Here is a 21,439-nt window from a genome sequence, read left to right as displayed (position 1 = left end):
AAGTTGCGGCAATGGCGTGGCATGGTTCAGGTTGATAGGGCGGGGGTCGCCCAATGAGGGGGTTGAAAGTTATGGCGCGCTGGAATTATTCGTATAGAGCGATAAACAGCAATTTGAAGGCTGATGTCGCCAAAGGGGCGATCGGCAGCTTGGCCTTGGCCGTCCTGCTGGCCGCGTGCTCGAGCCCGGCGCCCAGCGGGCCGGCCGCCGGCCGGCGGAGCGCGCCGGCGGACGGCGGCGGTGGCCCCGCCGTGGTGAGCGCGCCCGCCTGTGCCGTCACCGGCAAGCTCATCCCCTCGTGCGGCGCGTGGTGGGGCATCGCCCCGGAGATCTTCACGGGCACCCGGGTGGAGGAGGCGCTGCACAGCGCCGAGGCGCGCATGGGGGCGACGGCCGACCTGGTGCACGTCTATCACCGGGGCAAGGAGCTGTTCCCGACCGAGCAGGAGATCCGGATCGCCCGGGACCCGGCCCGTCCCCGCCTGCTGCTGATCAACTGGAAGCCGTCGCTCGGCCACACCTGGGCCGAGATCGCGGGCGGCGCCATCGACGACAGGATCGACCGCCTGGCCCACCATCTCCGGCGGACCTTTCCCGAGCAGTTCTTCCTCACCATCCACCACGAGCCGGAGAACGACGTGGAGACCGCGGCGGAGTCCGGCATGGGGGCCGACGACTACACGGCCATGTTCCGGCACGTCGTGCTCCGGCTGCGCGCCAAGGGCGTGAAGAACGCGGTGACCGTGATGACCTACATGGGCGCGCCCAACTGGGCCACCAAGTCCTGGTTCGAGGAGCTCTACCCGGGCGACGACGTGGTCGACTGGGTGGCGATGGACCCCTACGCCGACAACCGGGTGCACGACTTCGGCAGCCTGGTCAACAAGACCCGCGAGGACTTCGAGGAGTGGCCCGGCTTCTACCGCTGGATGCAGTGGCGCTTTCCCGGCAAGCCGGTCATGGTCGCGGAGTGGGGTGTGTTCGAGCGGGCCGACGACCCGGCGTTCAAGCGCGCGTTCTTCGAGTCCGTACGCAGCCAGGTCCGCCGCTATCCGCAGATCAAGGCGCTGGTCTACTTCGACTCGCCGAGCGCGCCGCGAGGCGACACCCGCTTCGACACCGACCCCACGGCGGACCGGGCGTTCACCGAGCTCGCGCGAGATCCGCACTTTCGCGCGACGCGCGTGCCGCGGCCCTGACCCGCAGCCGCCGGCCGATGACCATGACCAGCACGGCCACCGCCACCACGGCCAGAGTGACCAGGTCGGCCACGCCGAGCAGCTTGAGCGCGGAGGCCAGCAGCACGACGGCGAGCATCGCCCTGACCAGGCCGCCGGGGGCCCGCGAGGAGACCCGGGCGCCCAGATAGACGCCGGGGATGGAGCCGATCAGCAGGGAGAGCGTGAGATCGAGCCGGAAGTCGCCGAACAGCAGGTGTCCCAGCGCCGCCGAGACCACCAGCGGCACGGCCTGGACCAGGTCGGTGCCGACGAGCTGGTTGGCCTTGAGCGCCGGATAGAGGGCGATCAGGGCCACGATGATCAGCGAACCGGAACCCACGGAGGACACGCCCACCACCAGGCCGCCTACCGTACCGACCAGTAGGGTCGGGATTGGGCGTACGACGATCTCCCGTGCCTCCGCCGAGCCGCCCCGGTCGCCCAGCCACGCCTTGATCCCCAGGCCCGCGACGGCCAGCAGCAGCGCGACGCCGAGCGCGTACTTCACCCCGTCGCCGACCGCGAACGCGCGGGCCAGGAACACCCCGCAGAACGCCGCCGGGACGGACCCCACGCAGAGCCAGCCGACCAGGCGCAGGTTCACGGTGCCCCGGCGCAGGTGGACCATGCCGCCGACCGGCTTCATCACGGCCGAGGCCACCAGGTCGCTGGAGACGGCGGCCAGCGGCGGGACGTTGAAGAACAGCATCATCATCGGCGTCATCAGCGCGCCGCCGCCCATGCCGGTGAGCCCGACGACGATGGCCACGAGGAACGAGCCGAGGATCAGCGGGGGGTCGATCACCGGATCCACCGGCCGTCGCGCAGCCTGGCCAGCACCTGCTCGACCGCCGCCTCGACGGAGAGGTGCGTGGTGTCGACGACCAGGTCGGCGTCGTCCGGCTCCTCGTAGGGATCGGAGATGCCGGTGAACTCGGGGATGAGCCCCGCGCGGGCCTTGGCGTACAGGCCCTTGCGGTCGCGGCGCTCGCACTCCTCCAGCGGGGTGGCGACGTGCACGAGCAGGAAGTCGGCGCCGACCGACTCGACCATCTCGCGCACCTCCTCGCGGGTGGCGGCGTAGGGGGCGATGGGGGCGCAGATGGCCAGGCCGCCGTGGCGGGCGGCCTCGGCGGCCACGAAGCCGATGCGGCGGATGTTGAGGTCGCGGTCGGCCTTGGAGAACGTCAGGCCCTTGGAGAGCAGGTGGCGCACCACGTCGCCGTCGAGGTAGGTGACCGTGCGGGTGCCGAGCTCCAGCAGGCTGTCCCGCAGGCCGCGGGCGATCGTGGACTTGCCCGATCCGGACAGGCCGGTGAAGAACACCACCAGGCCGCGGCGGTGCGGCGGTCCGGGGATCCGCACCGGATCCGGCCCGGCCAGGTGCTCGGTGGCGCCGTAGGAGAAGGCGATGTGCTCGCGCAGCTCCAGGTCGATCTCGGGCTCCTCGCGCGGCGCCAGCGGCACCGGGACGACGATCGTGCTCTCGGGCAGCTGGCCTTTGGCCTTCAGTGCGGCTCTGACCAGGGCCGGGCCCGCCTCGCCGTACGACAGGGGGAGCAGCAGGATCACCGCGTCGAGCTCCTTGGCGGTGGCGAGGATCTCGTTGAGGTCGTCGAGCGGCCCCCGCATGGTGACGGCGAGCGCCGGACGCCCGCCAAGCTCCACGCGGACCTCGTCAGGGGTGCGGCGCAGCCGGGCGAACGGGCCGTGCTCGGCCGCGCCCAGCCCGCGCACCGGCCCGGCGGCCGGCCCGTCCGCCGGATGCTCGGTCACGGTGAGTACGGCGAGCGGGACGCCCTCCGGGTCGAGCAGCGTGACCTCGTCGCCGGGAGCCACCTCGTCGGGCAGGTGGATCGTGACCGGAGCCGGCCACGGCGTGCCGTCGGCCAGCGTGCCGCGCTCGTGCACCAGATGGATGTCGTCGTGGCCGAGGAACCCGGTCAACGGCTGGAATGCCCCGGAGAGCAGCAGCTCCAGGTCGGCCAGCTCACGTGCGTCGGGGGTCCACTCCACGTCAAACATCCCAACTATTCCGATTACATTGGTAGGAAACGATCCTAACCACTGTCGCCGGTGTGTCGCTAGATGAGCCGGGCGAAGTGGTACTGCGGTTTCCTGATGACCATGGTGATCTCATCGTGCGTCGCAGGGTAGCGTCCCCGGCTGAGCTTGGCGGCCAGACCGACCGCCGCGCTGCCGACCCGGCCCATGGCGGGCCCGCTCGTCGCCGTCTCCTCGTCCATGACCAGCAGGCCACGGGTGAGGCAGAAGGCGTGCATGCCTCCGGCCGAGGCCAGCGGCTCGTAGACGGCGGGCAGCGGGCCGGGCGTCCCCGCCGCCACCAGATGCCGCCAGACCAGCCGCCGCGCCCACGCCGGGATGATCCGGTCCAGGATCCCGTAGGCGGAGTCGCGGTCGCGCATCCGCAGCAGCACCAGGCCGCCCGGCCGCAGCGCCTGCAGGAGCCGGTCCAGCACCAGCTCGGCGTGCTCGATCCGCTCCAGCAGGAACGAGAGCTGGATCACGTCGAACGACCTGGGCGGCAGCGGGGCGGAGCGCAGGTCGCCCAGTGCCCAGGTGGTCAGGTCGGCCCGCTCCTCCACGACCCTCCTGATCGCCGGCCGATCCTCATCGACCCCCGACGCCCGCGTCTCGATCCGCTCCAGGACCAGCGGCTCATGCGCACACCCGGCGACCAGCACATCGAGCCGCCGGCCCAGCTGCCCCGCCCACTGCTCCCGTACGCGCTGATCGAACAGATCGCCCTTCGGGACTACCGATCGCACCTCAGACATGTGACCCACAGTAATCAATAAATGCCCGAGAGTAATGCACATCCCCCCTGGTAGCGTCCGGAACTCCCTTCGGAGGTGAGACGGGAGTCGTGACCGTGCGCCGGCCCAGTGTGGCGGATCACAAGGTGCCGTGGGGGGCGCGGGTGCACGGTGGTGGGCAAGTAGGCTGGTACGCAACACCCCCGCGCTGGCTTGGCCGGGGGTAGTCGTGTTGCCATCTGGGGCCTATCTGATGAGTCTTTCCGGACTGCTCGACCTCCTCACCGCTGATCCGAAGCTGACCGCAGCCCTGGAGCAGGGCGGCGACGTCTCCCTGGTCGCGCCCGCCTCCCTACGGCCGTTCGGCGTGGCCGCGCTGGCCGGTCACGACCAGCGGACCGTGCTGGCCGTCACCGCGACCGGCCGCGAGGCCGAAGACCTGGCCGCGGCGCTGACGAGCCTCATCGAGCCGAGCTCGGTGGCCGTCTTCCCCGCCTGGGAGACGCTGCCGCACGAGCGGCTCTCGCCCCGCTCCGACACGGTGGGGCAGCGGCTGGCCGTGCTGCGGCGGCTCGCGCACCCGGTCAAGGGCGACAGCGCCGCCGGGCCGCTCAACGTGATCGTCGCGCCGGTCCGGGCGCTGCTGCAGCCGATCGTGCAGGGGCTGGGCGACCTGGAGCCGATGCGGCTCAAGGCCGGCGACGACGCCGATCTGGACGGGGTCGTCGCCAACCTCGTCGGCAACGGCTACCACCGGGTCGACATGGTGGAGAAGCGGGGCGAGGTCGCCGTGCGCGGCGGGCTGCTCGACGTGTTCCCGCCGACCGAGGAGCACCCGCTGCGGCTGGAGTTCTGGGGCGACACGGTCGAGGAGATCCGCTGGTTCAAGGTGGCCGACCAGCGCTCGCTGGAGGCGGCGGAGGACGGCCTGTTCGCGCCGCCCTGCCGGGAGCTGCTGCTGACCGAGGAGGTCCGGGACCGGGCCCGCGAGCTGGCCGAGCATCATCCCGCGCTGGCCGAGGTGCTCGACCAGCTCGCCGAGGGCACGCCGGTCGAGGGCATGGAGGCGTTCGCGCCGGTCCTGTGCGGTGAGATGGACCTGCTGATCGACCACCTGCCCGCCAGGGCGGCCGTGTTCGTCTGCGACCCCGAGCGGATCAGGGGCCGGGCCGAGGAGCTCGTACGCACCTCGCAGGAGTTCCTGGAGGCGTCCTGGATCACCGCCGCGGCGGGCGGCGAGGCGCCGATCGACCTGGGCGCGGCCGCGTTCCGCACGCTGGAGGAGATCCGCGACCACGCGGACTCGCTGGGGCAGCCGTGGTGGTCGATGGCCCCGTTCGGCAGCGGGATCGAGATGGCCGCGCACGACTCCGAGGCCTACCGGGGCGACACCAGGAAGGCGCTCGACGACATCAAGGGCTGGCTCGCCGAGGACAAGGCGGTGGTGCTGCTCAGCGAGGGGCACGGACCGGCCGAGCGGATGGTCGAGCTGCTCAAGGGCGTGGACGTTCCCGCCCGTCTGGTGAAATATCTGGATAAGGCGCCCGAGTCTAAGGTGGTGCACGTCACGACCGGGCTCATCGAGCACGGCTTCATCACCCCCGGCCTGGCCGTGCTCACCCACCTCGACCTGGTCGGCCAGAAGGCGTCCACCAAGGACATGCGCCGCCTGCCGTCGCGCCGCCGCAACATGGTCGACCCGCTGCAGCTCAAGGTCGGCGACCACGTCGTGCACGAGCAGCACGGCGTCGGCCGCTACATCGAGATGGTGCAGCGCACCGTCCAGGGCGCCACCCGCGAATACCTGGTCATCGAGTACGCCAAGGGCGACCGGCTCTACGTGCCCACCGACCAGCTCGACGAGGTCACCCGCTACGTCGGCGGCGAGGCGCCCTCGCTCAACCGGATGGGCGGCGGCGACTGGGCCAAGGCCAAGTCGCGGGCGAAGAAGGCGGTCAAGGAGATCGCCGGCGAGCTCATCCGCCTCTACTCGGCGCGGATGGCCTCGCCCGGCCACGCCTTCGCCGCCGACTCGCCGTGGCAGCGCGAGATGGAGGACGCCTTCCCCTACGCCGAGACGGGCGACCAGCTCGAAGCCATCGACGAGGTCAAGCGCGACATGGAGCGCGGCGTCCCGATGGACCGGCTGATCTGCGGCGACGTCGGCTACGGCAAGACCGAGATCGCGGTGCGGGCGGCGTTCAAGGCGGTGCAGGACGGCAAGCAGGTGGCCGTGCTGGTGCCGACCACCCTGCTGGTGCAGCAGCACCTGTCCACCTTCGCCGAGCGGTTCTCCAGCTTCCCCGTCGCGGTCCACCCGGTGTCGCGCTTCCAGACCGACGGCGAGGTCAAGGGCACCCTCGAAGGGCTGCGCACCGGCGCCGTGGACCTGGTGATCGGCACCCACCGGCTGCTCAGCCCCGAGGTCAGGTTCAAGGACCTGGGTTTGATCATCATCGACGAGGAGCAGCGGTTCGGGGTCGAGCACAAAGAGGCCATGAAGCACCTGCGCACCCAGGTCGACGTGCTGGCCATGTCGGCCACGCCGATCCCGCGCACGCTGGAGATGGGGCTGACCGGCATCCGGGAGATGTCGACGATCCTCACCCCGCCGGAGGAGCGCCACCCCATCCTCACCTTCGTCGGGCCGTACGACGAGAAGCAGATCACCGCCGCCATCAGGCGCGAGCTGATGCGGGACGGGCAGACCTTCTTCGTGCACAACCGGGTGGCCTCGATCAACCGGGTGGCCGCCCGGCTGCGCGAGCTCGTCCCGGAGGCCCGGGTGGCGGTCGCGCACGGGCAGATGAACGAGCAGCAGCTCGAAAAGATCATGGTCGGGTTCTGGGAGCGCGAGTACGACCTGCTGGTCTGCACCACGATCGTGGAGTCGGGCCTCGACGTGCCCAACGCCAACACGCTGATCGTCGACCGGGCCGACAACTACGGCCTGTCGCAGCTCCACCAGATCAGAGGCCGCGTCGGGCGGGGCAGGGAGCGGGGCTACGCCTACTTCCTCTACCCGCCGGAGAAGCCGCTCACCGAGACCGCGCACGAGCGGCTGGCGACGATCGCCCAGCACACCGAGATGGGCGCGGGCATGTACGTCGCGATGAAGGACCTGGAGATCCGCGGCGCCGGCAACGTGCTGGGCGCCGAGCAGTCGGGCTTCATCGCGGGCGTCGGCTTCGACCTCTATGTGCGGCTCATGTCCGAGGCGGTCCAGGAGCAGAAGGCCAAGCTGTCGGGCGAGCCCGTGCAGGAGGAGCAGCACGACGTCAAGGTCGAGCTGCCGATCAACGCGCACATCCCGCACGACTACGTCACCTCCGAGCGACTGCGGCTGGAGGCGTACAAGCGCATCGCCGCGATCTCCAGCGCCGACCACATCGGCGAGGTCCGCGACGAGCTGACCGACCGGTACGGCAAGCCGCCCGTCGAGGTGGAGAATCTGCTGGAGGTCGCGCGGTTCCGGATCATGGCCAGGCGGGCCGGGCTGACGGATGTCACGCTGCAGGGCCAGAACATCAAGTTCGGTCCCGCGAGCCTGCGCGAGTCGCAGCAGGTCCGGCTGGACCGGCTCTACAAGAAGGCCATCTACAAGCAGGCGGCGCAGACGCTGCTGGTGCCGGTGCCCAAGACCAAGCCGCTGGGCGGCCGGCCTTTGCGAGACCTGGAGTTGCTGACATGGTGTGGCGATCTGGTCGAGGCGATGTTCCTCGAGCCCGCACGGGTAAGCTAGCGGCGATTTTTGGCGGAAAGGGAAGCATGTGAAGTCGATTCGAGTGGCTCTGGCCGCTACCGCCGCGGGGGCGAGCCTGTTCGCGCTGACGGCCTGCGGGACGCCTGTCGAGGCCGGTGCCGCGGCGGTCGTCGGGGACCAGCGCGTCTCCGCCCAGGATCTGAAGACCAACGTTCAGGAGTTCGAGGCCGCACTGCGCAAGGCCCAGATCGATCCGGGGCAGCTCGGCGTGCCGATCTCCCAGTTCGTCCTGTTCCGGATGACGAACCAGATCCGCTACCAGCAGATCGCCGACAAGCACGGCGTCACGGTGAGCGAGACGGAGATCGACCAGGCGCTCAAGCAGCCGGGCCAGCAGCAGTCGCCCGAGATGAACCTGCTGACCAAGGGCGTCTCGCCGGCCAACCCGCGCCCCTACCTGCGGGCCGAGCTCGGCGCCGCCAAGGTGATCGAGAAGTGGGGCGGCACCCAGAGCCAGGCCGCCGCGGCGAAGTGGAACGAGGAGTACAACGCGGTCAAGCCCGTCTTCAGCCCCCGCTACGGCACCTTCACGCCGGACCAGGGCTTCGTCGACGCGGGCCGGTTCGGCACGCCCGCGCAGCCGCCACAGCAACAGCAGCCGCCGCAGCAGCAACAGCAACAGCAGCAGCAGCAGTAGGGCCGGGCATGCCGCTCGTCGTCGTCACCACCTCGCCGCGCGTCCCGCCGGGCCTGCTGAGTCACCAGGCCTGGCAGGCGTTGCGGTCCGGCCAGGTGCTGACCGGCTCACCCGCGCACCCGCAGCTGCCCTACCTGGCGGAGGCGGGCGTCGAGGTCACCGTCGTGACCCCGGACGCGGGGGAGCTGGCCGGGCGGGCGGTGCGGGAGACCGTGGTCTGGCTCGCCGCCGGCGACGACGCGGACTTCATGCGCGCGCTCGGCCACGCCGCCGTCGCGCTCGCGGACCCGCCGCTGATCGAGGTGGTGCCGGGCTCCTACGACCTGCCGGGCGCCCGGGTGCTCGACCTGGTGGCGGTGATGGACCGGCTGCGCACCGAATGCCCGTGGGACCGTAAGCAGACGCACGAGTCGCTCGTGCCGTACCTGCTCGAAGAGGCCTACGAGGTGCTGGAGACCATCGAGGACGGTGACTATCCGGCGCTTCGTGAGGAGCTCGGTGACCTGCTGCTCCAGGTGGTGTTCCACGCCCGGGTGGCCGACGACTTCGACATGGACGACGTGGCCGCCGGGATCGTCGAGAAGCTGGTGCGCCGCCACCCGCACGTGTTCGGCTCGGTCCGGGCGGAGACGGCCGACGAGGTGAACGACAACTGGGAGACGATCAAGGCGGCCGAGCGGGCGGCCAAGGGCAGCCGGTCGCTGCTCGACGGCGTGCCGATGGGGCAGCCGGCGCTCTCTCTGGCCGCCCAGCTCGTACGACGGGCCGAGCGGGCTGGAGTGCCCCCCGGGCTCGCGTCGGCGATCGGCCAGGGGATCGCCCGGGAGCTGTTCGACCTGGTCCGCCGCGCCCAGGAGGCGGGCTTGGACGCCGAGGCGGAGTTGCGCGCGGCCGCCCGCTCCTACCGCGATCGGGTGCACGCCTGGGAGTCCCGGCAGTCCTGAGTCGGTAGCGCCACGCATCCCGAAATGCCAGGATTTACCCGCTACGGGGGAGGTCTCTGATGTCTCGGTTACGCCAGTTGCACCATGGCGAGCTGCGCGAGGTCGCGGGCTACCGCCTCCTGCACGGCCTGGGGGACGGCGGGCAGGGATCGGTCTACCTCGGCGAGGATCACGGCGGGCGGCAGGTGGCCGTCAAGATCCTGCACGCCAGACTGCTCGACGACCGGCGGGCGACCCGCAGGTTCCTCCAGGAATGCGAGCTGGCCGAGAAGGTCGCCGCCTTCTGCACGGCCAAGGTGATCGGCTCCGGCCTCGTGGCCGGCCGGCCGTACATCGTGAGCGAGTACGTCCCCGGCCCCTCGCTGCACGAGGCGGTGGCCAAGGACGGCGCCAGGGCGGGCGGCGCGCTGGAACGGCTGGCCGTCGGCACCGCCGCCGCGCTGAACGCCATCCACCGCGCGGGCATCGTGCACCGCGACTTCAAACCGGCCAACATCCTGCTGAGCCCCGACGGCCCGAGGGTGATCGACTTCGGTATCGCCAAGGCCATGGAGGCGGGCACCACCGCCAGCAGCGTGGTCGGCACGCCCGGCTACATGTCGCCCGAGCAGATCGCCGGGAAGGCGGCCACCGCCGCCTCCGACATGTTCAGCTGGGCCTCCACCATGGCGTACGCGGCCACCGGCAGAGCCCTGTTCGCCGGCGAGTCGATTCCGGCGGTCATGCACCGCATCCTGACCGAAGAGCCCGACCTGCCGGAGGTGGCCGAGCCGCTCCGCTCGTTGCTGGCCGGCTGCCTGGACAAGCGGCCCGCCGCCCGCCCGACGGCCGCCGACGTCCTGCACACGCTCATGGAAGGCGACGAGGGCCTGCGCCGGTACGGCGGCGGGCTCTCCGGCGCGGCGACCCGCCGCCCCGCCCGCACGCGCCGCCTCGCGACGGGCGCACGAGCCGAGATCCGGCCGGTACGCACAAAGCCGCCCCAACGGCGGCGGCCCGCGACCGGCGAAGTGCCCAAGCCCTTCCAGCGGGCGCGGCCCGCCACCGGCGACGTGCCCGAATCCGTGCGAGCGCCGCGCGAGCACGACGTCCGGCACAGCGGTGAGCGGCGCGAGCATGACGTCCGCTACGGCGGTGAGCGGCGCGAGCATGACGTCCGCTACGGCGGGGAGTGGCGTAGGCCGGTTGCCCGGTCCGCCTCCCCGGTGCGCCGGCGGCGGGCCAAGGCGGCGGGGGCCGTGGCGGTCACGCTGGTCGGCGGGGTGACGGTGGGCCTGCTGTGGCGTGGGTCGGTCAGTCCTCCGTCCCCCACTCCTCCAACCGACGCGGCCGTGGCGAGCGGCCCCGCCGTGGCCGAGCAGTACGGCAGGCCGTTCGGCCTCGGCAAGCTCGTCGACGCGCTGGCGATCGGCGTGCTGGACGGCAGGACCGTGGTGGCCGCCGCCGCTCCCCAGGCGCGCAACGTCCAGCTCTGGGACCCCGCCACGGGCGAGCGGCTGGCCGTCTCGCCGTCGTCGACCGCCGCCTCGGGCGTCACAGCCCTGGAGTTCGTCCAGGTCGGCGGGGTTCCCTCGGTCGCCTGGTCCAGCGCGGACGGATCCGTCTCGCACTGGGCGCCCGGCTCCGCGGTGGTGACCGCCAAGGTGTGCGGCAGCGACGCCGTGCTGGCCGTCGTGCCGGGACAGGACGACCCGGTCGTCGCCGTCGGCTGCGCCGATGGCCGCCTGCAGGGCTGGGACCTGCGTACCGGAGAGAGAGCCGGCCCGTCGCGTGCCTCGAAGGAGCCCGTCTCCCAGCTCGCCTGGACGGGGGAGGGGGACCTGGTGGCTTTCAGCTCTCGGTGGAACGGCCTGCGGCTGGCCCCGTTGCGAGGCGGCGCCAAGGAGGTGACGGGCGAGGTGACGGGCGAGGTCACGGGTGAGGTGATGGCCATCGCCGCCGCCGCCGGGCAGCCGGTGGCGGTCGGTGTCCGCGGCCGGGGCGCCGACCTCTTCGACCACCGTACGGGCCGGCGGACGTGCGCCGTCAGCGCGCCGGAGCTGACCAGGCTGGCAATGACCGGCCGTGGGCTGCTGTTCGGGGGCGGCGGTGCCGTGCTGCAGATGTGGGACACCGCCTCCTGCGCGCGGCTGGCCTCCCTGCCCGTGCCGGACCAGGTCACCGCCCTGGCCACAGGGGTGATCGGCGGTCGTCAGGCGGTGGTGGCTGCCGCCGGGGGCATGATGCGCGCGTGGACCGTGCAGGGTGGACGGTGAGCGTACCGATAGGCTCAGAACGCATATTGCCTTTCGAATTAGGAGCGCATCCCGTGGCTACCATCGAGGTCGTTTACGCTCGCGAGATCCTCGACTCCCGGGGCAACCCCACGGTTGAGGTCGAGGTGATTCTCGACGACGGCAGCACCGGCCGTGCGGCGGTGCCCAGCGGCGCGTCCACCGGCCAGTTCGAGGCCGTCGAGTTGCGTGACGGCGACGCGCGTTACGGCGGCAAGGGCGTGCAGAAGGCCGTGCTGGCCATCACCGACGAGATCTTCGACGAGGTGCACGGCGTCGAGGCCGAGGACCAGCGCATCGTCGACCAGATCATGATTGACCTGGACCGGACGCCCAACAAGGCCAAGCTCGGCGCCAACGCCATCCTGGGCGTCTCGCTGGCCGTGGCCAAGGCCGCCGCCGACAGCGCCGACCTGCCGCTCTTCCGTTACGTCGGCGGTCCCAACGCCCACGTGCTGCCCGTGCCGATGATGAACATCCTCAACGGCGGCGCGCACGCCGACACCAACGTCGACATCCAGGAGTTCATGATCGCGCCGATCGGGGCGGAGACGTTCCGTGAGGCCGTGCGCATGGGCACCGAGGTCTATCACGCGCTCAAGGGCGTGCTGAAGGAGAAGGGCTACGCCACCGGCCTGGGCGACGAGGGCGGCTTCGCCCCCAACCTGCCCTCCAACCGCGACGCGCTGGACCTGATCCTGGTCGCCATCGAGCGGGCCGGCTACACCCCCGGCACGGACATCGGCCTGGCGCTGGACGTGGCCGCCTCCGAGTTCCACAAGGACGGCGTCTACACCATCGACGGCAAGGGCCTGTCGGCCCAGGAGCTCATCGCCTTCTACGCCGACCTCGTCGACAACTACCCGCTGGTCTCCATCGAGGACCCGCTGGACGAGAACGACTGGGAGGGCTGGCACGCGATCACCGAGGCGCTCGGCAGCAAGGTCCAGCTCGTCGGCGACGACCTGTTCGTGACCAACCCGGAGCGGCTGGCGCGCGGCATCAAGGAGGGCACCGCCAACTCCCTGCTGGTCAAGGTCAACCAGATCGGCACGCTGTCGGAGACGCTCGACGCGGTCGCCCTGGCCCACCGCAGCGGCTACACCTGCATGATGAGCCACCGCTCGGGCGAGACCGAGGACACGACGATCGCCGACCTGGCCGTCGCGGTCAACTGCGGGCAGATCAAGACCGGCGCCCCGGCCCGGTCCGACCGGGTCGCCAAGTACAACCAGCTGCTGCGCATCGAGGAAATCCTCGACGACGCCGCACGCTACGCGGGTCGCGGGGCTTTCCCGCGTTTCCAGCGCTAGTTTCGGGTACGGCCCGCGGCGGGGCGACATGCCCGGCCGCGGGCCGCGCCGGAGCCGTACGACGGATTGGGGGGTGCTCAGCATGGCGAAGAGGCCGCAGCTGACCGGCAGGGCCGCCATCCTCGCGATCGTGGTCTGCGCGATCGCGATGAGTCTCGCCTACCCCGTGCGCGAATACATCGCCCAGCGCCGCAACATCGCCGAGCTCCGCGAGGAGAAGGCCAGGGTCGAGGCGGAGCGGCAGAAGCTGGTCGCCGAGAGCGAGCAGATCCGCGATCCCAACTGGATCAAGCGCACGGCCAAGGAGCGGCTGCACTACTGCGGGCCGGGCGAGAAGTGTTACGTGGTGATGGACGCGACGCCGGGCAAGGGGGAGACGGCCGTGAAGCAGGCCGCCGCGCTCCCGCCGTGGTATCAGACGCTGTGGGAGTCGGTCGAGGCGGCCGACACCGGCAAGGGACGCAGAGCGGGAGCAGAGGAGAAGGCAGGCGTTGGAGAGCAGTGACGTGGAGGCGGTCGAGCGGCAGCTCGGGCGGCCGCCCAGAGGGCTGCGCGGCGTGGCGCACCGCTGTCCGTGCGGAAATCCGGACGTGGTCGAGACCGCGCCGCGGCTGGCGGACGGTTCGCCCTTCCCGACCCTCTACTACCTGACCTGCCCCAAGGCGGCCTCCGCGATCGGCACCCTGGAGAGCTCGGGGCTGATGCGGGAGATGCAGGCCAGGCTGGCCACCGACGACGAGCTGGCGGCGGACTACGAGGCCGCGCACCACGACTATGTCGCCAGGCGCGACAAGGTCGCCGAGGAGGCGGGCCTGGAGCCGCTCCCGCGCGACATGCAGAGCACCGGCGGCATGCCGAAGCGGGTCAAGTGCCTGCACGCGCTCGTCGCGCACGAGCTGGCGGTGCCGGGCGCCAACCCGTTCGGCCGGGAGGCGCTGGACGCACTCCCCGACTGGTGGAGTGACGGACCATGCGTGTAGCGGCCATCGACTGCGGCACCAATTCGGTGCGCCTGCTCGTCGCCGACGTCGAGGACGACACGCTGACCGAGGTCGAGCGGCGGATGGAGATCGTACGACTGGGTCAGGGGGTCGATGAGACCGGCCGGCTGGCGCCTGAGGCGCTGGAGCGGACGTTCGGCGCGATGCGCGGCTACCGCAAGCTGATCGACCAGCACCGCGCGACGGTCACCAGGGTGGTCGCGACCAGCGCCACCCGCGACGCGGCCAACCGGCAGGAGTTCGCCGACGGGGTGCGGGCGATCTTCGGGGTCGAGCCGGAGGTGGTCTCAGGGGCGGAGGAGGCCGAGCTGTCGTTCACCGGCGCGACCAGGGGCCTGGTGCGGCTGTCGCCGGAGACGGAGGTGCCGCAGGGACCGCTGCCCCCCTACCTCGTCGTGGACATCGGCGGCGGTTCGACCGAGTTCGTGGTCGGCTCCGCGCACGCCGAGGCGGCCGTCTCGGTCGACATCGGGTGCGTCCGGCTGACCGAGCGGCATCTGCGCGCCGCCGGGGATCCGCCCTCGGCCACGGCGCTGGAGGCCGTGGTGGCCGACATCGAGGCGGCCCTCGACCGGGTGGAGGCCGAGGTGCCCGTACGGCGGGCGCACACGCTGGTGGGGCTGGCCGGTTCGGTGACGACGGTCGCGGGCATCGCGCTCGACCTGCCCGCCTACGATCCGGAGCGCATCCATCACTCCCGGATATCGGCCGAGCAGGTGCACGAGGTGACGCGCAGGCTGCTGTCGATGACCCATGGTGAGCGTGCGGCCGTCCCGGTCATGCATCCCGGACGAATTGACGTGATCGGAGTCGGTTCCCTGATTCTTGACCGCGTTGTGCGACGCTTCGAGTTTCCGCAGGTAGTAGTCAGTGAACATGACATTCTTGATGGAATTGCCTGGTCTATAACTTAAGAAAAGCGGCTAAATCGGGACATATCCCCTTAGGGGGATGTGTTGAGTATGCAATCCGTTTTGTGCTTTAGTGAGCGCGTGCATTGCGGGGGCTTTGCCATATTGTCGGACACTGATGATGTCGACGTGGCAACCGTTCCCGGGTGCGTCCTCCCCTCCACGGAACGGAGCACTCCTGTCATGAAGTCCTCTGCGTTAGCGCGGAAGGCGGCGGCGTTCGGCGCCTCCACCGCCATGCTCGCCGGTCTGGTGGCCGGCCTGGCGGTCAGCCCCGCCCAGGCGGCCACGGCCGGGCCGGCGGCCAAGCCCGCCACCGGCGCCAAGGTGTCGGTCTCCAAGCCCAAGGTGTCGACCGGCGACTACCAGGGCTCCTGTCCCGTCGACGTGAAGTTCACTTCGACGATCAAGGTCAAGCCCGGCAGCAAGAGAACGACGGTGGCCTACCGTTGGCTGCACGGCGACGGTTCCAAGGGCAAGGTCAAGACCGTCACCTTCAAGGGCACTCGCACCAAGTCCGTCACGGTGAGCGAGCGCGCCACCATCGGTGACGAGCTCAAGGGCTGGCAGGCCCTGCAGGTGCTGAGCCCGCGTAAGGCGACCTCCAAGAAGAGCTACTTCTCGGTGTCCTGCCTCAAGCTGGACGCCAAGAAGCCCGAGGCGCGGGTCTCGGCCCGAGCCTGGGCCAGCCCGGCTCACTACGCGGGCGCCTGCACCCCCGGCACGAAGATCGACATCGTCGGCAGGATCACGGTCGACCGTCCGTCGTGGGTCCGCTACCGCTGGCTCGTCAACGGTGAGGTCGCGGACTACGGCAAGATCAGAGTCCGGGACTCGCGTACCGTCAGTGTCGGCGTCTCGCCCCGCCACAGCCAGCGCGGCTCGGCGGTCCTCGAGGTGCTCAGCCCTGACCGCACCACCTCCAACCGGGCCTACTACAAGGTCTGGTGCAAGGACTACACCCCGCGCCCCGTTCCGTCGGTGAAGGTCGGCGCCAGTGGTCTGGCCACCTCGACCGACCGGAACGCCTGCGAGGTCGGTGCGAGCGCGACCATCTACAGCACCGGTTCCGCCCGCGTCCAGTACACCTGGAGGCTGAACGGCCGGACCGTCTCCGGCGGCCAGAGCTTCTTCCACGGCCGTGGCTCCGAGAGCGTCGCGCTGCCCAAGCAGGCGCTGAGGGGTCCGGGGAGGGACGGCGGCACCATCATGCTGTCGGTGCAGGGTCCGAACAACAGCGACTCGATCCTGCAGCGCTACGAGGCGTGCGCCAAGCCGGTGCCCGTGACCACGGCTTCGGCGACTCCGTCGGCGACTCCCTCTGCGTCGCCCACGGCGTCCGGGCTTCCTTCCGACGCGCCGACCAAGTAGATGTGCCACGGCTGATCGACGTCTCCGGCAAGGTCACGTCGATCGGCTTCGGCAGCCCCTGACGACAGGGGTGAGCGGTTTCCGACCGGGTGGCGCCCCGTGCGCCACCCGGTCTTCCCTGTCCGGCGGCTTCCCTCATCGGGAACCGTCGGCGTCATGAGTTTCGCGGGCGGCTCCCCCGATCGGGCACCATCGGTGTCATGAGTTTCGTTCCGCCCGGCACCGGCTGGCCCGACGATCCGGCGACCGCCGACACCCCGATCGCGCACGACCCGGCGGACGTGCGCCGGCTCGCGGCCGGCAGCGACTCCCTCGCGGAGCTCACGGCCAGGCAGTCGGTCTGCCGGGCCTGCCCCCGCCTGGTGACCTGGCGCGAGGACGTGGCGGTGGCCAAGCGGCGGGCATTCGCCGATGAGACCTACTGGGGCCGGCCCGTCGCCGGCTGGGGCGACGAACGTCCCCGCATCCTGATCGTGGGGCTGGCCCCGGCCGCGCACGGCGGCAACAGGACCGGGCGGATCTTCACCGGCGACCGCAGCGGTGACTGGCTGTTCGCCTCGCTGCACCGCACCGGTCTGGCCACGCAGGAGACCAGCACGTACGCCGGCGACGGGCAGCGCCTGATCGGCGCCAGGATGCTCGCGTCGGTGCGCTGCGCGCCGCCCGCCAACAAGCCGCTCCCGGAGGAGAAGGCGACCTGCCTGCCGTGGATGGCACGCGAGATCACGCTGGTCGCGCCCACCGTCCGGGTGATCGTGGCGCTGGGCGGCTACGCCTGGCAGGCCATGTGGCCGGCGCTCAAGGACGCCGGCTACGCCCTGCCGCGTAGCAGGCCGCCGTTCGGGCATGGGGTAGAGGTCCCGGTACGGCACGGGGAGGCGAGGGTCACGCTGCTGAGCTGCTACCACCCCAGCCAGCAGAACACCTTCACCGGCAGGGTCACCGCCGCGATGCTCGACGAGGTCTTCACCAGAGCTGGGGAGCTGGCAGTGTGACGCGTTGCATCATCCCGGCATTGGCCTTTTGCCCGACGGAGACGTAGTCTGCTTGTGAAAGCTTTCACAAGCCTTTCGGATGGGGCCTCAGGATGAGTCAGCACATTTTGATCGTCGGCGGCGGCTACGTCGGCCTCTACACAGCACTGCGCCTGCAGCGCAAGCTCGCCAAGGAGTTGCGCAGCGGCGAGGTGCGCATCACGATCATCGACCCCCAGTCCTACATGACCTACCAGCCGTTCCTGCCGGAGGCCGCCGCGGGCAACCTGTCGCCCCGGCATCTGGTCGCCCCGCTCCGGCGGATCCTGCCCAAGGTGCAGATTCTCAACGGTCTGGTCACCAAGGTGAACCACGCGGGGCACACCGTCACCTTCCAGCCCGCGGAGGGCGCGGCGCGCGACATCGCCTACGACGTGATCGTCATGGCGGCCGGCTCGATCTCCCGTACGCTGCCGATCCCCGGTCTCACCGACATCGGCATCGGCTTCAAGACCGTGGGCGAGGCCATCGCGCTGCGCAACCGCGTGCTGCACCTGCTGGACGTGGCCGAGTCGACCGACGACCTGGAGGTGCGCCGCAGGGCGCTGACCTTCGTCGTGGTCGGCGCGGGCTTCGCCGGCGTGGAGGCGCTGGCCGAGCTCGAGGACATGGCCAAGGACTCCACGCGCTACTACCGCAACCTCACGCCGGCCGACGTCCGCTGGGTGCTGGTCGAGGCCACCGACCGGGTGCTGCCCGAGGTGGGGCCGGAGATGGGCAAGTGGACGCTGGAGCAGCTGCGCGAGCGCGGCATCGACGTCAAGCTGAACACCCGGCTGGAGTCGTGCGAGGGCGGCCATGTGGTGCTCTCCGACGGCTCGGAGTTCGAGGCCGAGACGCTGGTGTGGACCGCGGGCGTCAAGCCCAGCCCGGTCGTCGCCGACAGCGACCTGCCGCTCGACGAGCGCGGCCGGCTCAAGGCCACGACCAAGCTCACCCTCGCGGGCACCCGCGACGCCTTCGCCGCCGGTGACGCGGCAGGGGTGCCCGACGTGACCAACCCGGGCCAATACTGCGCGCCCAACGCCCAGCACGCGGTCCGCCAGGCCAAGGTGCTGGCCGACAACATCATCCGGTACCTGCGCGGGCAGGAACTGGTCGATTACCGCCACAAGTATGTCGGGTCGGTCGCCGGTCTCGGCCTGCACCAAGGCGTCGCCAACGTCTACGGGGTCAAGCTTCGCGGATTCCCTGCATGGTTCATGCACCGCACCTACCATCTGTCGCGGGTGCCGACGCTGAACCGCAAGGTTCGCGTCGTCGTCGACTGGACCCTGGCTCTGTTCTTCAAGCGGGAGACCATCTCGCTCGGCGAGATGGAGCACCCTCGCGAAGGATTCAGGGCCGCGGTCAAGACGATGCGTCGCTAGCCCCTCGCGTGCAGCGCCCCGGCGATCGCTCACGCCGGGGCGCTTTCGGCACCCACCGAACCGATCGGAAGGGGATCCACCGGTGGGGCTATCAGCGGTGACCGTGCTAGGCGTGGACAGGCCGGGTGTGATCGCCGCGGTCACCGGTTCGCTCGCCGACTGCGGGGCCAACATCCAGGACTCGACGATGACGTTGCTCGGCGGCCATGTGGCGATGATGCTGCTGGTCTCGGGTGATTTGAGCCCCGACGAGCTGATGAAGCAGCTCTGCGCCCCCGATCTGGTGGTGACGGCCTCCGCCGTGCAGGTCCACCGCCACTTCCGCGGGCACAGCGACGGCCTCGGCTACGTGCTGACCGTCCACGGCCCCGACCGGCCGGGCATCATCTCCGGCATCAGCGCCGTGCTCGCCGCCGACGGCGGCAACATCACCGGCATGAGCACCCGCCTCACCGGCCGCCTGTACGTCCTCATCGCCGACGTCGAGCTGCCCGAGAACGTCGACGTGGCCGCGCTCATGCGCAGGCTGGCGGCCGTCGGCACCGGGCTCGACTCCGAGATCACCTTTCGCCCGGTCGAGCTGGACGTGCTCTGAGCCCACCGGGGGACCGTGTCACCGACACCGTCAGGAGGATCGACGTGCCCGACCGTCCAGCTCCCCCCAGCGTCGGGAACGCCCGGTGAACGGCCCGCCAGGGACGGTCCGTCAGGTGCTGGGCGCCCCCGACCCCGTCCTGTCCACCCCGGCCGAGCGGGTGGACCCGACGGCTCCCGAGGTGGTGGCCGCCGCGGCCGATCTCGTGGCCACCCTCCGCGCCGAACCGGCGAGAACCGGCCTGGCAGCCCCCCAGATCGGGCTGAGCTGGCGTCTCATCGCCTTTGACGCCGGTCGCCACCCCCGGAGCCGCTCCTGGGCCGGAGAGCTCGTCGTGGTCAATCCTCGCCTCACGGAGGCCTCCCGCTGGCACTGCGGCCGCGAGAGCTGCACGTCCGTGGCGGGGCTTATGGCAGATGTACGCCGAGCGTCCCGTATCACGCTGGATGGGCGTTTGCCAGGAACCGGGAAGCCCGTCACCATCGAAGCAGATGCTTTCGAAGCTCGGTGTATTCAGCACCAACTGGACCATCTGGACGGCGTACTCTTCCTGGACAGAGTGTCTGGAGCCCTATCACTTCATCGCAGACTTCACAGTTGTGACGCCTGATACGAAGTTGTGCTCCTCGGAAGCATGGTCCGTTTCGTATGATTGCGGCGCCCCCGTAGCCCAATGGCAGAGGCAAACCCCTTAAAAGGGTTGCGGTGCGGGTTCGAATCCCGCCGGGGGCACCGACCATCTACCATCGGAAATGCTCTCGAATTGGCCCCGTTGACCTTGGGAACTTCCCGGCGGGCACGTTCGTTGACCACCTGCTTGGAGTCTCGAAACCACATAGATCATGAGTGCGAGTTGACCTAGGTGCCGTCCGGTCCCATAGGCTCGGCGCACAGGAGGCAGCGATGCAGAGCAGAAACCCCGTTTTCAGTAGGTCACGGCAGTCGGCGGGCTGGGGCGCCCCGTCTCCGACCCCCGACCAACTGCGGAACATGTACGACGCCCCTTCCTACGCCCCGCCGACCCAGCCCGCCTTCCGGGCCATGACGCTGGACGACGTCGTCGTCCGCAGCTTCATGACGCTGGGCACCCTGGTCGTGGCCGCGGCCGCCGCCTGGTATCTCGATGTGTCCCCCGGTGTGGCCATCGGCGCCGCCATCGTGGCGCTGATCCTCGGTTTGATCGTGTCCTTCACGCAGAGCAGCAACCCGGCTCTGATCCTGGGCTACGCCGCCTTCGAAGGCGTCTTCCTGGGCACCATCAGCAGCCTGTTCGAGGGCCAGATCAGCGGCATCGTGCTCCAGGCGGTCCTCGGCACCGCCATGGCGTTCGGCGGCGTGCTGGCCGTCTACACCCTGAGGATCGTCCGCGTCACCCCGAAGCTGGTCAAATACGTCATCGCGGCGGCCATCGCGGCGCTCGGCCTGATCGTCATCAACCTGGTGGCCGGCATCTTCGTCCCCGGCGGGCTCGGCCTTCGCGACGGGGGCACGCTCGCCATCGTGTTCAGCGCCGCGATGATCCTGCTCGGCTGCTTCTTCCTGCTCCTCGACTTCGACTCGATCGAGCAGGGCGTCAAGCAGGGCGCCCCGGCCAAGTTCGCCTGGCAGTGCGCCTTCGGGCTCACCCTGAGCCTCGTCTGGATCTACCTCGAGGTGCTCCGCCTGCTCAGCTACTTCACCAGTAGCGACTGATCCCGCAGCACGACGACGAGAGGGCCCCGCCACACTTGGCGGGGCCCTCTCGCTGTGCTAGTGGAAATTTACCTGCATAACGAAATGATCACAGCTTGGGGCCTTGTCATTCGGCAAGCGGTGTTGCAGGGTCAAGCAAAGGACCTTATTCCGCGGAGGTGCCCATGTCCTTGAACCACTCAATGGAGACGCAGACGAAGCTCATCGCAAGGGTCCCGACCATAACGGGACGCGAACTCCCCGAGTGGTTCCTAGCCATCGACAACGGTCCATCCTTCCTGAGGTGTGACGAGCGGGCCAACTGGCTCGCCGACGAGCACGGCCTGACCCACGGGTACGCGGCCGCGATCGTGCACGAACACGAGCGGTTCCGCCGTAACCGCATGGGCTTCATCTAAGCCCACGGCCGTCCTGCGCCCGTGTCGCCCGGCACGGGCGCAGCGCCATGACTACCGGCCGACCGCCGCAGATGACCGTCACGTACGGAAGAGTCGGCCCCCACGTACAGCAGCACCGGCCCCGGCCGCCACGGATGACC

At 70.3% G+C, this 21,439-nt stretch carries 19 protein-coding genes and 1 tRNA gene; 17 read left to right on the top strand and 3 right to left on the bottom strand.

Translation table 11 applies throughout. The annotated features are described in order from the left end of the window. Positions 1-113 precede the first annotated feature (113 nt). Positions 114-1,199, top strand: a complete 1,086-nt coding sequence (locus tag OHA68_RS06225; protein ID WP_327106727.1) for a glycoside hydrolase family 26 protein — start codon at positions 114-116, stop codon at positions 1,197-1,199. Here the strand turns inward: OHA68_RS06225 and OHA68_RS06220 are convergent. The 3 genes from OHA68_RS06220 to OHA68_RS06210 are packed head-to-tail and all read right to left on the bottom strand — an operon-like array spanning position 1,144 to position 4,018. Then, positions 1,144-2,025 carry a sulfite exporter TauE/SafE family protein gene (locus tag OHA68_RS06220; RefSeq protein ID WP_327106726.1) on the bottom strand — a complete coding sequence of 294 codons (882 nt, stop codon included), beginning with the start codon at positions 2,023-2,025 and terminating at the stop codon, positions 1,144-1,146. The genes OHA68_RS06225 and OHA68_RS06220 overlap by 56 nt on opposite strands. Beyond that, complete coding sequence (gene cysC, locus OHA68_RS06215) at positions 2,022-3,245, bottom strand: adenylyl-sulfate kinase (protein WP_327106725.1); 1,224 nt, start codon at positions 3,243-3,245, stop codon at positions 2,022-2,024. Before cysC ends, OHA68_RS06220 begins: the two co-directional genes overlap by 4 nt. Positions 3,246-3,304: 59 nt before the next feature. Beyond that, a complete protein-coding gene (locus tag OHA68_RS06210; RefSeq protein ID WP_327106724.1) occupies positions 3,305-4,018 on the bottom strand; it encodes a class I SAM-dependent methyltransferase in 714 nt (237 codons plus the stop codon). A gap of 232 nt (positions 4,019-4,250) precedes the next feature. Between OHA68_RS06210 and mfd the strand changes: the two genes are divergently transcribed. From mfd to OHA68_RS06130, 16 genes are all read left to right on the top strand, one after another. Beyond that, entirely contained in the window at positions 4,251-7,739 is a 3,489-nt protein-coding gene (mfd, locus tag OHA68_RS06205; protein WP_327106723.1) for a transcription-repair coupling factor, read from the top strand. Positions 7,740-7,767: 28 nt separating this feature from the next. Further along, a complete protein-coding gene (locus OHA68_RS06200; RefSeq protein ID WP_327106722.1) occupies positions 7,768-8,397 on the top strand; it encodes a SurA N-terminal domain-containing protein in 630 nt (209 codons plus the stop codon). Positions 8,398-8,405: 8 nt separating this feature from the next. After that, positions 8,406-9,341 carry a MazG family protein gene (locus OHA68_RS06195; RefSeq protein WP_189141946.1) on the top strand — a complete coding sequence of 312 codons (936 nt, stop codon included), beginning with the start codon at positions 8,406-8,408 and terminating at the stop codon, positions 9,339-9,341. Positions 9,342-9,400: 59 nt separating this feature from the next. Continuing rightward, positions 9,401-11,596, top strand: a complete 2,196-nt coding sequence (locus tag OHA68_RS06190; RefSeq protein WP_327106721.1) for a serine/threonine-protein kinase — start codon at positions 9,401-9,403, stop codon at positions 11,594-11,596. Between the two features lie 53 nt (positions 11,597-11,649). Further along, complete coding sequence (eno, locus tag OHA68_RS06185) at positions 11,650-12,927, top strand: phosphopyruvate hydratase (RefSeq protein WP_189141944.1); 1,278 nt, start codon at positions 11,650-11,652, stop codon at positions 12,925-12,927. 82 nt (positions 12,928-13,009) lie between these two features. Next, the gene (locus OHA68_RS06180; protein ID WP_327106720.1) at positions 13,010-13,432 is read left to right on the top strand and encodes an FtsB family cell division protein; all 423 of its coding nucleotides are present in this window, start codon (positions 13,010-13,012) and stop codon (positions 13,430-13,432) included. After that, complete coding sequence (locus OHA68_RS06175; RefSeq protein WP_189141942.1) at positions 13,419-13,907, top strand: DUF501 domain-containing protein; 489 nt, start codon at positions 13,419-13,421, stop codon at positions 13,905-13,907. The genes OHA68_RS06180 and OHA68_RS06175 overlap by 14 nt, the downstream gene beginning before the upstream one ends. After that, positions 13,898-14,842: a Ppx/GppA phosphatase family protein gene (locus OHA68_RS06170; protein ID WP_189141941.1), complete on the top strand. Its 945-nt coding sequence runs from the start codon at positions 13,898-13,900 to the stop codon at positions 14,840-14,842. Before OHA68_RS06175 ends, OHA68_RS06170 begins: the two co-directional genes overlap by 10 nt. 180 nt (positions 14,843-15,022) lie before the next feature. Then, entirely contained in the window at positions 15,023-16,210 is a 1,188-nt protein-coding gene (locus tag OHA68_RS06165) for a hypothetical protein (RefSeq protein ID WP_327106719.1), read from the top strand. A gap of 200 nt (positions 16,211-16,410) precedes the next feature. Further along, positions 16,411-17,205 carry a uracil-DNA glycosylase gene (locus OHA68_RS06160; protein WP_327106718.1) on the top strand — a complete coding sequence of 265 codons (795 nt, stop codon included), beginning with the start codon at positions 16,411-16,413 and terminating at the stop codon, positions 17,203-17,205. 92 nt (positions 17,206-17,297) lie between these two features. Beyond that, entirely contained in the window at positions 17,298-18,614 is a 1,317-nt protein-coding gene (locus tag OHA68_RS06155; protein WP_189141938.1) for an NAD(P)/FAD-dependent oxidoreductase, read from the top strand. 112 nt (positions 18,615-18,726) lie between these two features. Continuing rightward, positions 18,727-19,209 (top strand): glycine cleavage system protein R, encoded by a 483-nt coding sequence (locus OHA68_RS06150; protein ID WP_407674426.1) that lies wholly within the window; start codon positions 18,727-18,729, stop codon positions 19,207-19,209. A gap of 85 nt (positions 19,210-19,294) precedes the next feature. Beyond that, positions 19,295-19,819, top strand: coding sequence for a peptide deformylase (locus tag OHA68_RS06145; RefSeq protein WP_327106716.1), 525 nt, complete (start codon positions 19,295-19,297; stop codon positions 19,817-19,819). A 49-nt stretch (positions 19,820-19,868) separates the two neighbouring features. Further along, positions 19,869-19,941: transfer RNA gene (locus tag OHA68_RS06140), tRNA-Leu, on the top strand. A gap of 171 nt (positions 19,942-20,112) precedes the next feature. Continuing rightward, positions 20,113-20,901, top strand: coding sequence for a Bax inhibitor-1/YccA family protein (locus OHA68_RS06135; RefSeq protein ID WP_327106715.1), 789 nt, complete (start codon positions 20,113-20,115; stop codon positions 20,899-20,901). Positions 20,902-21,065: 164 nt separating this feature from the next. Further along, entirely contained in the window at positions 21,066-21,299 is a 234-nt protein-coding gene (locus OHA68_RS06130) for a DUF4287 domain-containing protein (protein ID WP_189141934.1), read from the top strand. Positions 21,300-21,439: the final 140 nt, after the last annotated feature.

The sequence above is a fragment of the Nonomuraea glycinis genome (assembly GCF_035920485.1).
GTDB classification, from domain to species: Bacteria; Actinomycetota; Actinomycetes; order Streptosporangiales; family Streptosporangiaceae; genus Nonomuraea; species Nonomuraea glycinis.
This window is presented reverse-complemented; position numbering and strand designations above follow the sequence as displayed.

Coding starts and splice junctions, on each gene's coding strand:
- cysC (WP_327106725.1), bottom strand. CDS start 3,245: ATGTTTGACGTGGAGTGGACCCCCGACGCACGTGAGCTGGCCGACCTG.
- OHA68_RS06210 (WP_327106724.1), bottom strand. CDS start 4,018: ATGTCTGAGGTGCGATCGGTAGTCCCGAAGGGCGATCTGTTCGATCAG.
- mfd (WP_327106723.1), top strand. CDS start 4,251: ATGAGTCTTTCCGGACTGCTCGACCTCCTCACCGCTGATCCGAAGCTG.
- OHA68_RS06195 (WP_189141946.1), top strand. CDS start 8,406: ATGCCGCTCGTCGTCGTCACCACCTCGCCGCGCGTCCCGCCGGGCCTG.
- OHA68_RS06190 (WP_327106721.1), top strand. CDS start 9,401: ATGTCTCGGTTACGCCAGTTGCACCATGGCGAGCTGCGCGAGGTCGCG.
- OHA68_RS06180 (WP_327106720.1), top strand. CDS start 13,010: ATGGCGAAGAGGCCGCAGCTGACCGGCAGGGCCGCCATCCTCGCGATC.
- OHA68_RS06170 (WP_189141941.1), top strand. CDS start 13,898: ATGCGTGTAGCGGCCATCGACTGCGGCACCAATTCGGTGCGCCTGCTC.
- OHA68_RS06165 (WP_327106719.1), top strand. CDS start 15,023: ATGAAGTCCTCTGCGTTAGCGCGGAAGGCGGCGGCGTTCGGCGCCTCC.
- OHA68_RS06160 (WP_327106718.1), top strand. CDS start 16,411: ATGAGTTTCGTTCCGCCCGGCACCGGCTGGCCCGACGATCCGGCGACC.
- OHA68_RS06155 (WP_189141938.1), top strand. CDS start 17,298: ATGAGTCAGCACATTTTGATCGTCGGCGGCGGCTACGTCGGCCTCTAC.
- OHA68_RS06135 (WP_327106715.1), top strand. CDS start 20,113: ATGCAGAGCAGAAACCCCGTTTTCAGTAGGTCACGGCAGTCGGCGGGC.
- OHA68_RS06130 (WP_189141934.1), top strand. CDS start 21,066: ATGTCCTTGAACCACTCAATGGAGACGCAGACGAAGCTCATCGCAAGG.